Annotated in this window: 10 protein-coding genes and 1 pseudogene; 1 reads left to right on the plus strand and 10 read right to left on the minus strand. The window is 36.1% G+C overall.

What is annotated here, in order from left to right; translation table 11 throughout:
* Positions 1–39: 39 nt before the first annotated feature.
* The 4 genes from RT228_RS01770 to RT228_RS01785 all read right to left on the minus strand — a co-directional run bounded on the left by RT228_RS01770 (position 40) and on the right by RT228_RS01785 (position 5,448).
* Complete coding sequence (locus RT228_RS01770) at positions 40–1,296, minus strand: lactate oxidase (RefSeq protein WP_313138360.1); 1,257 nt, start codon at positions 1,294–1,296, stop codon at positions 40–42.
* A gap of 575 nt (positions 1,297–1,871) precedes the next feature.
* Positions 1,872–3,416, minus strand: a complete 1,545-nt coding sequence (locus tag RT228_RS01775; protein WP_006259856.1) for a glycine--tRNA ligase — start codon at positions 3,414–3,416, stop codon at positions 1,872–1,874.
* 92 nt (positions 3,417–3,508) lie between these two features.
* Positions 3,509–4,249, minus strand: a complete 741-nt coding sequence (blaMUS, locus tag RT228_RS01780) for an MUS family subclass B1 metallo-beta-lactamase (protein WP_006262374.1) — start codon at positions 4,247–4,249, stop codon at positions 3,509–3,511.
* A 35-nt stretch (positions 4,250–4,284) separates the two neighbouring features.
* Complete coding sequence (locus RT228_RS01785) at positions 4,285–5,448, minus strand: pyridoxal phosphate-dependent aminotransferase (RefSeq protein WP_006262373.1); 1,164 nt, start codon at positions 5,446–5,448, stop codon at positions 4,285–4,287.
* A gap of 506 nt (positions 5,449–5,954) precedes the next feature.
* On the opposite strand from RT228_RS01785, the gene RT228_RS01790 reads away from it, so the two are divergent.
* A complete protein-coding gene (locus RT228_RS01790; RefSeq protein ID WP_006259852.1) occupies positions 5,955–6,332 on the plus strand; it encodes a DUF6591 domain-containing protein in 378 nt (125 codons plus the stop codon).
* Positions 6,333–6,616: 284 nt separating this feature from the next.
* Here the strand turns inward: RT228_RS01790 and RT228_RS01795 are convergent, their stop codons facing one another.
* The 6 genes and pseudogenes from RT228_RS01795 to RT228_RS01825 all read right to left on the minus strand — a co-directional run bounded on the left by RT228_RS01795 (position 6,617) and on the right by RT228_RS01825 (position 14,622).
* Entirely contained in the window at positions 6,617–7,780 is a 1,164-nt protein-coding gene (locus RT228_RS01795) for an efflux RND transporter periplasmic adaptor subunit (RefSeq protein WP_006262372.1), read from the minus strand.
* A 5-nt stretch (positions 7,781–7,785) separates the two neighbouring features.
* Positions 7,786–12,135 (minus strand): CusA/CzcA family heavy metal efflux RND transporter, encoded by a 4,350-nt coding sequence (locus RT228_RS01800; protein ID WP_313138362.1) that lies wholly within the window; start codon positions 12,133–12,135, stop codon positions 7,786–7,788.
* A gap of 99 nt (positions 12,136–12,234) precedes the next feature.
* The gene (locus tag RT228_RS01805) at positions 12,235–12,588 is read right to left on the minus strand and encodes a hypothetical protein (RefSeq protein ID WP_313138363.1); all 354 of its coding nucleotides are present in this window, start codon (positions 12,586–12,588) and stop codon (positions 12,235–12,237) included.
* 219 nt (positions 12,589–12,807) lie between these two features.
* Entirely contained in the window at positions 12,808–13,293 is a 486-nt protein-coding gene (locus RT228_RS01810; protein ID WP_006259848.1) for a hypothetical protein, read from the minus strand.
* A gap of 149 nt (positions 13,294–13,442) precedes the next feature.
* Positions 13,443–13,934: pseudogene (locus RT228_RS17950) on the minus strand (SMI1/KNR4 family protein).
* Entirely contained in the window at positions 13,927–14,622 is a 696-nt protein-coding gene (locus RT228_RS01825; RefSeq protein WP_006262368.1) for a DUF2625 family protein, read from the minus strand. The pseudogene RT228_RS17950 and the gene RT228_RS01825 overlap by 8 nt, the downstream one beginning before the upstream one ends.
* Position 14,623 lies beyond the last annotated feature (1 nt).

The following is a 14,623-nucleotide window of genomic DNA, read 5'->3' on the forward strand; positions in this document are numbered from 1 at the left end:
CGAAATTAACTCTCTTTTTTTGTGCCTTTTTTTAAATGTTTAGGACGCTATTGATTGAAAATCTTTATCTGTATATAGTTTAGTATTTTGTATTTCTTTGATGTTTTTTGCTCCACCTAAGAACATATTGATAGTCAATTCCTTATTTAACTGATCGATTACAGACGTTACCCCTTGACTACCTCCTAGGTGTAGGGCGTATAGTATAGGACGTCCTATCGCTACAATATCTGCTCCACTAGCTATGGCTTTAAAGATATGAGACCCTCTTCTCACTCCACTGTCAAAGATGATAGGTACACGCTTATTCACTGTCTTAGCTACTAGTGGTAGTACATCGAATGAAGATGGACCTGCATCTAACTGTCTTCCTCCGTGATTAGATACCCATATCGCATCTGCTCCTGCTTGGATGGCGATTTCGGCATCTTCAGGTGACTGTATTCCCTTGATGATAACAGGTAGTCCAGTTAAGTCCTTTACGTACTTAATGTCAGAAGGCTTAAAGTCTTGTTTGGCTTGAGCATATATTTCTGTAATACCAGCTCCTTTACCAGTCTTGTTGCCATCAGCTTGTTGTGCTGCGAATAACTCTAAGTTACCCATTCCTAGTGGGAAAGTGAAGCCTGTCTTAATATCTTCTTCTCTATACCCACCTACTGGCGAGTCTACTGTAAGGATGATAGCCTTAGCTCCGTATTTCTTAGCTCTGTTAAGCGTAAACTTGTTGAAGTCATCATTTTTACTCATGTATAACTGAAAGAAGAAAGGCGCTCCATTAATACCCTCTGCTACTTCCTCTATTGTTTTGTTACCATAAGTACTAAGCGAGAATAGTGATCCTGCTGCTATCATACCTTTAGCAGTAGCTATCTCTCCATCTACGTGAGATAGTCCTTGAGCTGCCATTGGTGCTTGTATGATAGGTGTTTTTAGAGGAATACCGAATAGAGAAGTAGATAAGTCAATATCCTCATGTTTAATCCCTTTTAGCACACGAGGCATGATGTATTTCTTATCGAAGTTCTCCGTGTTAATCTTTAAGTTATTCTGGTCTTCAGCTCCACCTACGATATACCCAAAGGCACCCTGATCCATCTCTGCTTTTACTTGTCCTTCTAGCTCGTGTAGGTTTACTATTTTTAGTTTTTTATCAGCTGTACTCGCTTGGTATCCTTTGCCTTTTTTGTTTTTATCTTGAAATACAGTTTTTGTTGTAGTATCCTTTGTTACTACATCAGCAAAGGCACTTGTCATTAGTGTTATTGCAGTTAATGTGAATATTGTCTTTTTCATAAAAAATCTGTTTTACTTTATTTATAGGACAAAGTTACAGAGGGGTAGATGTATTAGTGGTTAATATAGATTAAGAACGTATTTAGTTGAATAAAAACAATATGTAGCATATTAAATTCATTATTTTTTGTTTTTTATGAGAATGAGGTAATGATGATTGTTTTTAAATAATTGTATATATTATCTATTAGGGTGTGTTTTTTGTTTATTTAAATCTATTTATAAGAATGGAGTTGAATATTTTTGCCCTTATTTGGAGTTTATGCCCTTAAAAGACTTTTTTAAGTTATTTTGGAGTTTGATTGCTGTTTTAACTTGTTGTATATTAAGTGTATGTGCATTTTTGGATTAATACTGTTCGGAAGTTGTTCGGTAATACCTTGTGTTTACTCAGACTAGAGAGTGTTTTACCGAACTAAATCAAATCTGTATCCGAACAATCTCCTAATAAAGAAGAACTAAAAATCGGTAAAATTACTTGTAAAGTGCAACATGAATCATAGTGTACACACTTAATGACATAAAAAAAGCCACTCTATATCAGAGTGGCTTTTGTGTATAGGGTAGATGATGGATTACATCATTTTCTTTAACCAGTTTCTCATAGATACTTCGTTCTCTATGATGTTCTTAAGGTCAGCGATTGCTACACGGTCTTGTTTCATCGTGTCACGGTGACGGATAGTCACAGTCTTATCTTCTAATGACTGGTGATCTACAGTGATACAGAATGGCGTACCTAGTGCATCTGCACGACGGTAACGACGACCTACTGCATCCTTCTCATCATACGCTACATTAAAGTCCCATTTAAGCTCTTCGATTATCTCTTGAGCTAACTCTGGAAGACCATCTTTTTTCACTAATGGAAGTACAGCTGCCTTAGTAGGAGCTAGTACAGATGGTAATCTTAATACTGTACGAGTAGAACCGTCTTCTAATGTCTCTTCTACTAATGATTTAGAGAATACAGAAAGGAACATACGGTCTAGACCTACTGAAGTCTCTACTACATAAGGTACATAAGAAGTGTTGGTCTCGTTATCGAAGAACTGTAGTTTCTTACCAGAGAACTTCTCATGTGCTTTAAGGTCAAAGTCAGTACGTGAGTGAATACCTTCTAATTCTTTAAATCCGAATGGGAAGTTAAACTCAATGTCAGTAGCTGCATTAGCATAGTGTGCTAATTTCTCATGGTCATGGAAACGGTAGTTCTCAGCTCCCATACCTAATGATAAGTGCCACTTATGACGAGTCTCTTTCCAGTACTCGTAGTACTTCATCTCTTCACCTGGTTTCACAAAGAATTGCATCTCCATCTGTTCGAACTCACGCATACGGAAGATGAACTGACGAGCAACGATCTCGTTACGGAATGCTTTACCTGTCTGAGCGATACCGAAAGGAATCTTCATACGACCTGTCTTCTGTACGTTTAGGAAGTTTACGAAGATACCTTGTGCAGTCTCAGGACGTAAGTATAAGTCCATAGCAGAGTCTGCAGAAGCTCCTAACTTCGTACCAAACATTAGGTTAAACTGACGTACTTCAGTCCAGTTTTTAGAACCTGTATCAGGGTCAGCGATCTCTAGCTCTTCGATAAGTGCTTTTACATCTGCTAAATCTCCTGAATCAAGACCACGAGCCATACGCTCTAAGATCTCTTTTTTCTTCGCTAAATATTCTACTACACGAGGGTTAGTAGCTACGAATTGTTCTTCGTCAAAAGATTCGCCAAAGCGCTTTTTCGCTTTCTCGATTTCCTTTTGAGCCTTTTGGTATAATTTTTCACAGTAGTCTTCGATAAGAACGTCAGCTCTATATCTTTTCTTACTGTCTTTATTATCAATTAATGGGTCATTAAACGCATCTACGTGACCAGAAGCTTTCCAAGTGGTAGGATGCATAAAAATCGAGGCATCAATTCCTACAATATTTTCGTGCATTTGTACCATGGATTTCCACCAGTACTCTCTAATGTTTCTCTTTAACTCCACACCATTCTGAGCGTAGTCATATACTGCGCTTAGACCATCGTATATTTCACTAGAAGGGAAGATGTATCCATACTCCTTAGCATGCGAAATAACGTTCTTAAAAATATCATCTTGTTTTGCCATAGTGCAAAAGTAATAAAAGACTTTAAGATTAGGAACTCTGCCATTGGCATTTTAGTGTTAATAACCTAAAGTTTATTGATTTACTATATTAATTAATCGTTTTTAGTTGAATGTTGTTGATTGTATGCTGATAATATACGCTCAGTATTCTCGATATGGCCTGTCATATCCCATTCATCATGTCCTGGTATAATGACTTTAGCATTCTTAAATTTTTGTTTTACGGCTTCGATAGTCTTAGGCCAAGCTATCACGTTACCATCGGCTATATTACCTATAGTGGTAGCTTCGGCACTCTTAATCAGGCATCCTCCGTATAATACTTCTTCTTTTGGAAACCAGACTACGGTATTATCTAGTGAATGTCCTTCTCCTAAAAAGTATACAGCCAACTTCTCATTGCCAAAGGTAAACTGTTTTTCTTTATTAAAAGAATGTTGAGCTTGTGGTTCATTGCGTTCTTTTAATATTTCATTGGTCAATGCATAGGTATACGTCTGTGCTCCTATACTGTTAAAGTAACCTAATCCACCAGAACGATCTTCGTGGAAGTGGGTAGTGATGACCCATTTAACCTCTTTGTTATGATTCGATCTGATGTACTCTAATAGAGGTTCGTACTGATCTTTATCCCAAGGTGTGTCTATTAGAATAGCACCTTCATCTGTCAGTACGTACATCGAATTAGAAGAGTATGTTACTCCTTGAAACTCTTGATAAGTAGTGTATATATACATATTATCATTGAGTTGTTTGATTTTTAGTTTGTCAGATTGAGCGTGTACTAATGTAGTACAGATTAACATCGTTATGACACTAAGTATTCTGTGCATGGCTTATTTATTTCGTATTGAGATTAGTGATGAGGTTATACCCATCCTTTCGTCTTGAATTTTTGGATAACAGCTAAGAATTGGTTCATTTCTTCTGGTGTGCCTAACGTTACTCTGCTCCACTGTAATAGGGGAGGGAAAGGACGACCTACGATAATGCCTTCTGAAGCCATACCATCTATATACTGCTGTTGATTACATTTTATCTTGTGGAATAAGAAGTTTCCTTGGCTAGGTAGATATTCTATTCCTAGTGCATCAAAGGTCTCTGTCGTGATACCAAGAGAATTAGCATTCACTGCTCTACTGTGTACGATGAAGGCATTGTCTTTTAAAGAGGCTGTACCTGCTACTGCAGTAGTCATACTAATGTTCTCTACTGCCATATATGGACTTAGTTCATTCGCTAGATTTTCTGTAGATAGGCTATATCCTAACCTCATACCTGCCATGGCAAATATCTTAGAGAAGGTACGCAATACGATAACATTCTCTCTTCCTTCTCTGATAAAAGAAGTCCCACTCACGAAGCTTTTGTTAGTGATGTATTCTGCATAGGCTTCGTCCACCATGAAGAAGTTCTTCTTAGGGTCAACACTAGTCACCCAATCTGTGATAGCACTAGAGCTAGTTAATGTCCCTGTCGGGTTATTAGGGTTGCATAAGTAGATGATAGAGATGCCATCAAAGTTGTCTGCTGCTTGCTTCATCTTAGCTAGATCCATACAGAACTCCTTATCTAGTGGTACATTAACGACAGGAATACCCATGCCTTCTGCATGACTAGCAGCTAAGAAGAACGATGGATCTGGTGAGATAAGCTGTACTTTCTGCCCATTTTTGACTGCTTTATACACTTGTAAATTCACTGTAGCTCTAATTAGATCAGAAGATCCCACTCCTAGAGTCACCTGAGCTGGAGACATCTTAAATATATCAGCGATGGTGCGTTGTAATTCTTTTATATAACTGTCAGGATATCGATTTACATTAGATAAAACGTCAATAATTGCATTTTTAGCTTTAGGAGATATACCTAAGCTATTTTCGTTAAAGTGTAAGAATAACGGGTCATCAACTGATGTTGGTAAACCTAAATCTGCAATAGATCCTAATGCTTGTGTTGTTGCAAATCCTTGTGTAAGGATACTTCCTGCGAACAACGTTCCTGATAGTTTTAATAAATCACGTCTGTTCATAGTGAATAGAATTACTGTATTATGTAAATAAAAAATGCCTCAATCGGAAGATAAGGCTTTTAGAAGAACTAAAGTTAGGGGATATCTATTGAATTATCGATACTTAGATTAGAATATTTTGGTATAATTTTATGAATTACATCAGAATTATGATGTTTGGTTAAAAGTAATGTAATAATCAAGGGTGAATAAGTAGTTGATTTATAAATAAGTAAGTAAGAATGCACTAGGGGTGTACTAGGTGTAAAAAATAATATTGTAATATCGCTAACCCTTATGAATAGTGAAGTAGATGTTAATATAGTAGTGTGAATATTTTGCGAAATAGCGCTACTTATTGTCAATGAGGGGAGTAAATAAAAAATATTCTACTAAATATTTTGTTGTAAGTTAATTTGTGTTAAATTTACATAGTCTTTAATGAGGTGCATATCTTTATGATAATTAAGTAAATAAGGGTATTGCCAAATAATTTAAAGGTTGTTTAATTATATACAAAATTAACTATGAAAAAAATCACGTTTATGGTATTAGGAATGGCTGCTATGGTAGCTGTTGCTTGTGGTGAGAAGAAAGAAACTGCAAAAGAAGGAGAGGCTACTACAACTGAAGTAGAAGCACCTGCAAAAGAAGAGGCTCCTGCTGCTTCTGGATACGATGCAGTATTAGACAAGTATGAAAAAATCGCTGATGAGCACATCGCTTTGATGAAAAAAGTACAAGCTGGAGACACTGCAGCTCTTACTGACGCTACTAAAGTAAGCGAGGAATTAATGAAAATCGCTGAGGAGTTACAAAAAACTGACCCATCGACTATCACTAAAGAGCAAACTGCTAGATTCCAAGCTATCGCTGAGAAATATCAAAAAGCTTTAAAGCCTTAATTACGGCTTAAATAGTATACTTAGAGAGTGCTATCCTTTTTGGATAGCATTTTTTTATAATTGAGGTTTTAATGTTATAGTGTCCCATTAGTTGCGACCATTATGGGGCATATAGGGTCAGATATAGTCATAAGAGTCTGTATCATCAAAGCAGTGTCAGTAGAATAGTAGCTTTGTGGTGTAGTTCTTTGACATATTGTTTATTAGTGATTCCTTATTGCGTAAAAAGCAAAAGGGAGTATTATCTAGATAATACCCCCTTTGGTAGTAGATGAGAAGTGAAGTTATTCTTCCTCTTCTGTATTTTTTAACTTCATAAGTAATGTGTAGGCTCCTTTAGTAACTATCTTCTGATTAGCTAATTGATCTGCGTTTATTATTTGTACATATCCATCTTCTTTAGGGCCGATTTTTACAGGAGTCATCTCATAAGTTTGTTTTGCTGTTTCTATAAAAACATAGTTTTGTTTCTCAAAATAAACAACACTTTCTTCTGGCAAAGCTTGTGATACAGCTGCGTGTGTATCTATGTCTGCATTCATATACATACCAGGAACTAGCTTCTTATCAAAAGCTTCAAAGTGACAATGTACTTCTGATACTCCATCTGTGTTTACATCCATGCTGATTAGTATAATCTCTCCTTCATATTTTTTATCTGGTGCACCGTTAGTATAACTTACTACACGCTGTCCAACCTCTAGCTTATCAAGGTCTTTTTCATACACCTTTAGGTTTAGGTGTATATCGGTAGGGTTAATTAATTCGAACATTACATCAGAAGGAGTTACATACTTACCCACATTGACAAAAACATTACTCACAAAACCACTAATAGGGCTGTAGATATTAATAGTTCTACTAATGTTAGTATGAGTCAGTGAAGCAGGGCTAATGTTGATTAAACTTAACTGCTGTGCTAATGCATTCATCGTGATGCGTTGATTATTCATCTCTGCTTGCGCGATTTGCATGACCTTATCGCTACTCGCTTGACTTGCGTTTAGGTCTTTCTGACGGTTGTAATCTAGTTTTGCAAACTCATATTTGTCCTTAGCGATTAAGTAATTCTGCTGTAATTGGATATACTGAGGGTCTTCCATCGTAGCGATTAGTTCACCCTTTTTGATATGCATACCTGGTAATAACTTAGTACTCTTAAGGTATCCTCCTAGAGGGTTAGTTATGGAGATGAGGTTCTGTGGAGGCACATCTATCTTTCCATTTAGTTTTAGCGTTGTTGCTATTTTGCGCTCAGTCAGAGAGCCCGTTTCTATAGTTGTATTCTTCATCTGTGCATCAGTTAGATGTACAGTGGTTGTGTCTTCGTCTGTTGTAGAGATAGGATCTTCTTCTTTTGGCTCTGTCTTACATTGGGTGAATAGTGTGATACTCGCTAAGGCAAGTCCTAGAACAAAGTATTTGGTATTGATATATTTAGATAGCATGATTATTAATTATTAGAAGTTAAGTAGTTAATCTGGATGATATTGTCATTGTACATTTTTAGTGTATCTAAGTACTTATTGACAGTTTCTAGAGCTTGGTTAATCAGCATCACATATTCTAGATAGTTGATATCTCCGTTGATGAACTGTAATTGGGCTGTCTTTGTAATTGTATTAGAGTTATCAAAAGAGAAACTTTCATATTTATTTAGAATATCTTGGTTGTTCTGATGTGCTATTAACAACTGTTGATAACGTGAGTTCATAAGGTCTCTAGTCATCGTGTATTCTGCTTCTGCTACCTCTTCAGCTACTTTAGCACTCTTAATACGACCTCTCTGCCCACTAGTGAATAGGGGTAGTGAGATACCTACTTGAAAAGAATGGAAACGATTATTCCTGTCGTAATACACATCGTTAGCCGCCATGCCCATAAAGCTACTGTTATTATAAGCAGCTTGTAGGTTAGGGAGTTGTTTAGAGCGTTCTAGTTTAGTTTGTTCTTGAGCAATTATCTTTTGATTTTCTATCAATTGTAGCACTGGGTTATTCTCTAAGTCACTTTCTAGACTAGACAGTTCTAACTTCTTCTGTTCTAAAGAAGGAACGATGTTCTCAGATGTATTTAGTAAATACTGAAGCTGAAGTTGGATTAATTGTTTTGTTTTTTGTACTTCACCTAATTGTGCTTGAATACTTAGTTGTTGATTCTGAGCCATTGTTTTCTCTAAAATATTGCTCTCTCCTTTTTGTAGACGAAGAGTAGCCTTGTTGTAGAAATTGGCGTATAGGCTGTCTGCACGTAGTAATAGTGCCTCCTTCTCTTGCCAATAGATAAAATCATAGAAGTTCTGAGTGACTGTTTTCTTTAGTTCATATCCCTTTAGGTTAAGGTTATAAATGCTTTGTTGATGTTCAGCTTTGTATACGTTCTTCTGTTTATTATATACCGTCGGAAAAGCAAAGTCCTGAGCAATAGAGAATTTATTGTCCGTATAAGGACCGTTTATTTGTCCAAACTCTCCTGTGATAGTTGTTTGTTGTATATCTGTGGCTGTTCTAATAAATGCTTTAGCATATTCTGTTTTTAGTTTTTCTGCACGGATAGTACTGTTATTCTCTATCGCTTGGGCTAGGGCATTCTCTAGACTTATAGGTGTCTGTGCTTGAGCAGAAAGACCTAGTCCTAAGAAGATAGCAATAGCTGTTATCGCTTTTTTCTTTTTCATAAAGCTGAAGTGTAATTTTTGTTCAAATGTGATATACAACAACGGTAGGATAAATAGGGTAAGGAATGTAGCTAACATTAGACCTCCGATTACTACTGTTGCTAATGGGCGCTGTACTTCTGCTCCTGCACCGTTACTCAATGCCATAGGTAAGAAACCAAAGGATGCCACACAAGCAGTCATCAATACTGGACGAAGTCTCGATTTAGCTCCTCTAACTACGATGAATACAATGTTTTTTATTCCAGATTTTTGAAGTCTATTAAACTCAGCAATAAGTACTATCCCGTTTAGAACAGCTACACCAAACAGTGCAATAAAGCCTACTCCAGCACTGATACTGAACGGCATGCCTCTAAGGGCTAATAAGAATACACCTCCAATGATAGATAATGGAATGGCTGTAAAGATCATTAAACACTCTCTGATATCTCTAAAGGCAAAGAACAATAATAGGAATATCAAGACAAGCGCTAATGGAACTGCAATGGCTAATCGCTCTTTTGCTTCGTTTAAGTTTTCGAATTGTCCTCCATAGGTAATTTGATAACCTGTAGGTAGTTTGATTTGTGCTTCTACTTTTTCTTGTAGCTCTTCTACTATACTCTGTACATCTCGATCTTTTACATTGAATCCTACGAATATTCTACGCTGTGCATTCTCACGTTGGATTTGATTAGGACCTTCTTTTATTTCGACATTTGCTAATTGATTTAGTGGTACTTGATTACCTAAAGGAGTAGGGATTAAGAGATTCTCGATATCAGATAGGTTTTTTCGGTTGGTCTCATCCATACGAACAACCATGTCAAAACGCTTTTCTCCTTCATACACCATACCGGTGCTTTGACCAGCTAATGAAGAATTGACTATTCTATTAATCTCAGCTATCGATAGTCTGTAACGAGCAATAGCAGGACGGTTATACTCAATCATTAATTGAGGCATTCCTGTTACGGGTTCTACATATAAGTTAGTTGCTCCTTTTACAGTATTAGCTATATTACCTATTTTACCTGCTATTTCTGCTAATTGATCAAGGTCTTCACCGAATACTTTGACTACGACATCCTGTCTAGCACCTGTCATTAGTTCGTTGAAACGCATCTGTACAGGGAATTGGAAGCCGACAGTCACGCCTGGTACTTCTTCTAATGCTTTAGTCATCTTCTCTGCTAGTTCTGGAAATGTCTTTGCTGATGTCCATTCTTTTTTGTCTTTTAGGATAACCATCATATCACTAGCGTCCATAGGCATAGGGTCTGTAGGTACTTCTGCACTACCTATCTTAATCACTACTTTCTCTACTTCAGGGAAGCGTGATTTAAGGATATGTGCAGTCTTTTGAGTACTTTCTATAGTCGTGGTTAGCGTACTACCATTTAGTACTTTTGTATCTACTGCAAAGTCTCCTTCTTCAAGAGAAGGAATGAACTCTCCTCCTAAAGTAGATAAGATGTATAGGGCAATAGCAAATAAGACTCCTACAATAGCATAGATTGTTTTTGGTATTTCTAATACTTTGACAAGACATTTCTGATAGAACTTCTCTAGTTTCGCCATTACTCGTTCAGAGAAATTTGGTTTATGAGTTACTTTTCGGCTCATAATTAGAGAGCTCATCATCGGTACATACGTTAATGATAATAAGAATGCTCCTAATAAGGCGAAGGCTACTGTCTGAGCCATCGGTTTAAACATCTTACCTTCAATGCCTTCTAATGTAAGAATAGGGATGTATACGATAAGAATGATAATCTGACCAAAGACTGCGCTGTTCATCATCTTAGATGCTGAGTGTACTACAGTCTTATTCATATCTTCTTGAGATAGCTTATTCATTGATTTGTACCTGGCGTTATGGGAGAACTGATGGAGTACAGCTTCTACAATAATTACAGCTCCATCTATTATTAATCCAAAGTCTAGAGCTCCTAAACTCATTAGATTACCACTTACTCCGAAGAGATTCATCATACAAATAGCAAATAACATCGCTAGGGGTATAATAGAGGCCACTAGCAGCCCTGCTCTCATATTTCCTAAGAATAGGACTAGTACAAATACGACGATAAGTGCTCCTTCAGTTAGATTGGTCTCTACAGTACCGATGGCATTATTAACCATTTTAGTACGGTCAAGGAAAGGTTCTATAACAACGCCTTCAGGCAAAGTCTTTTGGATTTCGGCTACTTTATCTTTGACATTCTTGATGACATCATTGCTGTTCTCACCTTTAAGCATCATTACGACAGCACCTGATACTTCGCCTTTATCATTATAAGTCATGGCGCCATATCGTGTAGCATGCCCTATCTGTACTTTAGCCACATCTCTAATTAGAAGAGGCAATTCAGTATTTTTAGAAGTAATAGCAATATTCTCTATGTCTTCTATAGAGGCTACTAATCCTTCTGTTCGTATATATAATACAGTAGGTCCTTTTTCTATATAAGCCCCACCTGTATTCTCATTATTGTTTTCTAGAGCAGAGAACACATCGTTAATTGTGATGCCATAGGCGTCTAGCTTGTTAGAATTAACAGCTATTTCATACTGTTTTAGTTTTCCTCCAAAACTGCTGACTTCGGCTACTCCTTTAACAGAGAGTAATTGACGGCGCACAACCCAGTCTTGTATTGATCGCAGTTCTGTAAGGTCAAACTTGTCTTCATATCCTTCTAATGGTCTTACTACATACTGGTATATTTCTCCTAGTCCTGTAGAGATAGGACCTAGTTCTGGTTGTCCAATATCTTGTGGGATATCAGCTTTAATTTGATTTAAGCGTTCTCCTACTTGTTGTCTTGCCCAGTAGATATCTACGTCTTCGTCAAATACAATAGTCACTAGTGATAATCCGAAACGAGAGAAACTTCTCATATTCTTAATACCAGGAATATTACTGTTTGCTTGTTCTATAGGGAAGGTTACTAACCGCTCTATATCTGTAGCTCCATAAGAAGGAGCAACTGTAATGACTTGTACTTGGTTATCTGTGATGTCTGGTACAGCATCAATAGGTAGTTTAGATGTCTGATAGATACCAACACCGATTAGAGCTAATACAAATAGCCCAATGATGAGTTTATTCTTTACAGAAAACTCAATTATTTTATTTAACATGATTTTAGTCTGTTAATACGTTAAAATTGCGTGATAGGTATAGCCAACTTATCCATGTATGGATACACAGAAAGCTAACTTATTCTTTGCGATAAGGTATTAACAGTATTTAGGCGGTTGCCAAATAGAGGGTAGGTAATTACTCTCAACTTCATCTTCGTTGAAAGCGTGTATTTTATTGTCCAGTGTATTGAACTTAATACGGTCTATTTTTAGAATAGGAGTAGGGGTAACGATGCCTACTATACTTACAAAGTGTGTGTGCGTAACGAAAGGAAGTTTCTCATCCATAGGATCTCCTTCTTCTTTATGACTTTCACTGTAATGTATTTGTAAGAATCCCCAGAGTGATAAATCTGGATTACTTGTCGTATGCTCAATGTAATGTTCAACCAATAGCGGAAACTTCAACACCTGACCTAGCTCAGTTGTCGAAATTAAAAAGAGTGCCATAAGAAATATTGCTATTTTTCTTTTCACTTTAATTGGTTGTTTATGAATTGACTAGTACAAAGTTACTAATTCCTTGTATAATTATGACGCAAGATAGTAATTTGTATTTATTCAAAGTAAATATACTGTTAAGTTCTAATGAGATTTTAATAATGAGGTTGATGTTATGTAGGTTGAATAAAAAAGCACCTAGCTCTTAAGAGTAGGTGCTTAGTATCTCTATGATAAAAAACTATCTTCGTCAAAATCATATTCCTTATTAAAGAAAACAGAATCACTGTGAATAGCTTCAAAGTGTTCTTCTATTTTTTCTAAGGTATAGATAGTTTCTAATTGTCTCCAATGTTCTCTAGTTAATGGTAAGAATGCTAATGTATCTGACCCATCTGATATTTTGCAAAAGCGAATCTCATACTCAGGCTGTAATATACTGTTAAGCCATATAATCGTATTATCTCTGTCTACGATAATATGAGTATGAATCTTATTGTCATAATTTACCTTTAGTTGTAGTTGCTCATTTGGTAGGTCTTCTATAGATGCTGATAGATGACCTGTTTGAAGACAGGTTTCTATATATTCTACTATTGCATCATCGTATTCACTCCAATCTACCCAGATCACTAAGTCGCTCTGTAAAGAGTGAAAATCTTCGTATAGACCTGTTTCGAAGTACTTTTCTAAAAGTGTTATTTTGTCTTGCATATATAATGGTTAAGCGTTTAAATCATCCCTAGAATACTTAACTAAAGTACTGTAAATTAAGTATAAATAAAAGGCTTAAAAGTTAAAATAAACCTTTGTATAGATTAATACTAATACAAATATTGTGCTAAGATTATCTTTAAAAGCTATTATTCATTAAAAGGTTCAAATTCTCTTTCTGGAAATGCTTCAGTAAGTATTCCTTTTGTACATAGCCATTCTATTGCATCATATAGATTGTTTCCTAAAGCATAGATATTCTCCTCATGTCTAGGCAATACAAAATAGGTATTGTTATAGAATATAATCTCATCTCCATCAAAAGTATCTCCTATGCAAATCCCTTCTAATACCTGTTCTTTAGTTAATACATCTTGACCATCATCCCAGAAGTAGTATTGCGTTACTCATTCTAACCATTCTTTTCTCTCTGTTATCATTCGATTAGGAGCATAGATACGGATATATGTGCCTCCTAGTACACCTACCCCATATTGTAAAATATAGGTCTTATAATCTTCTTCAAAGTTGAAGTTTAGTACTTGTTCACAATTGTTAATATCCTCAACAGATGGTAATACTAATTCTGATGATTGTGTATGGATATTAGGTATGACTGTATAGTGATTGAATTTACTCATTTATATATTTATCTTCTATATTATTTAAACCTTCTTTAAAGTCATTATTGATTTGATACAATTCTTCAATCGCAATAGGATTGATAGATGTAGAATCAATGTGCTTTCCTTCTTTAGTCCACATAGGAGGGAAGATATGAAAAGCTTTGTCTAGTGGAAGTTGTGCCGTGTCTTCTTTCCATGTATTCCATCTGAAATCTTGGTAAAACTGATCTATATTACCTGCTATGAAAAAATAAAGTAAGTCTGAATAACTGATATCAAGCGGTTCAAAGTCTAATGTATCTGGCGCAAAGTAATATACTTTACCTATGTCCTCTCCTAGGCCTCCACTATTGATACAGAAGTAGCCACCTAAGACATCTAACGCGATAATATAGTAACCACTAGATTGATTGTTTTGATCTATTGTTTTGCCTTTGTTCCATTGATAACTAGAAGGTAGCGTTTCTGTTCCTCCACCTAGTACTCTGATCCATCCATTGTCTATCAGTATTCCTCCAGTCTCATATACTATAGCACCTAGTGGAGAGCGTGTCGTTACTTGAAGTTGTAAGAGAGCTTCTTCAGCTACCTCTTTATTGTATTGAGGCAATAATGCTATTGGTCTTACTGCATCGTTTAGCCATTCATTGATAAGGGCAATTCCTGGTTCTTCTATGTTTATTAAATCAGTAAGTGTTTTCATT

Origin of the sequence: Myroides sp. (assembly GCF_032073645.1) — a bacterium.
Taxonomy (GTDB): Bacteria; Bacteroidota; Bacteroidia; order Flavobacteriales; family Flavobacteriaceae; genus Flavobacterium; species Flavobacterium odoratimimum.

What these genes read in the sequence shown, in the direction of transcription:
- blaMUS (WP_006262374.1), bottom strand. Translation starts at nt 4,249, where the DNA reads ATGCACAGAATACTTAGTGTCATAACGATGTTAATCTGTACTACATTA.
- RT228_RS01770 (WP_313138360.1), bottom strand. Translation starts at nt 1,296, where the DNA reads ATGAAAAAGACAATATTCACATTAACTGCAATAACACTAATGACAAGT.
- RT228_RS01810 (WP_006259848.1), bottom strand. Translation starts at nt 13,293, where the DNA reads ATGCAAGACAAAATAACACTTTTAGAAAAGTACTTCGAAACAGGTCTA.
- RT228_RS01805 (WP_313138363.1), bottom strand. Translation starts at nt 12,588, where the DNA reads ATGGCACTCTTTTTAATTTCGACAACTGAGCTAGGTCAGGTGTTGAAG.
- RT228_RS01795 (WP_006262372.1), bottom strand. Translation starts at nt 7,780, where the DNA reads ATGCTATCTAAATATATCAATACCAAATACTTTGTTCTAGGACTTGCC.
- RT228_RS01785 (WP_006262373.1), bottom strand. Translation starts at nt 5,448, where the DNA reads ATGAACAGACGTGATTTATTAAAACTATCAGGAACGTTGTTCGCAGGA.
- RT228_RS01800 (WP_313138362.1), bottom strand. Translation starts at nt 12,135, where the DNA reads ATGTTAAATAAAATAATTGAGTTTTCTGTAAAGAATAAACTCATCATT.
- RT228_RS01825 (WP_006262368.1), bottom strand. Translation starts at nt 14,622, where the DNA reads ATGAAAACACTTACTGATTTAATAAACATAGAAGAACCAGGAATTGCC.
- RT228_RS01790 (WP_006259852.1), top strand. Translation starts at nt 5,955, where the DNA reads ATGAAAAAAATCACGTTTATGGTATTAGGAATGGCTGCTATGGTAGCT.
- RT228_RS01775 (WP_006259856.1), bottom strand. Translation starts at nt 3,416, where the DNA reads ATGGCAAAACAAGATGATATTTTTAAGAACGTTATTTCGCATGCTAAG.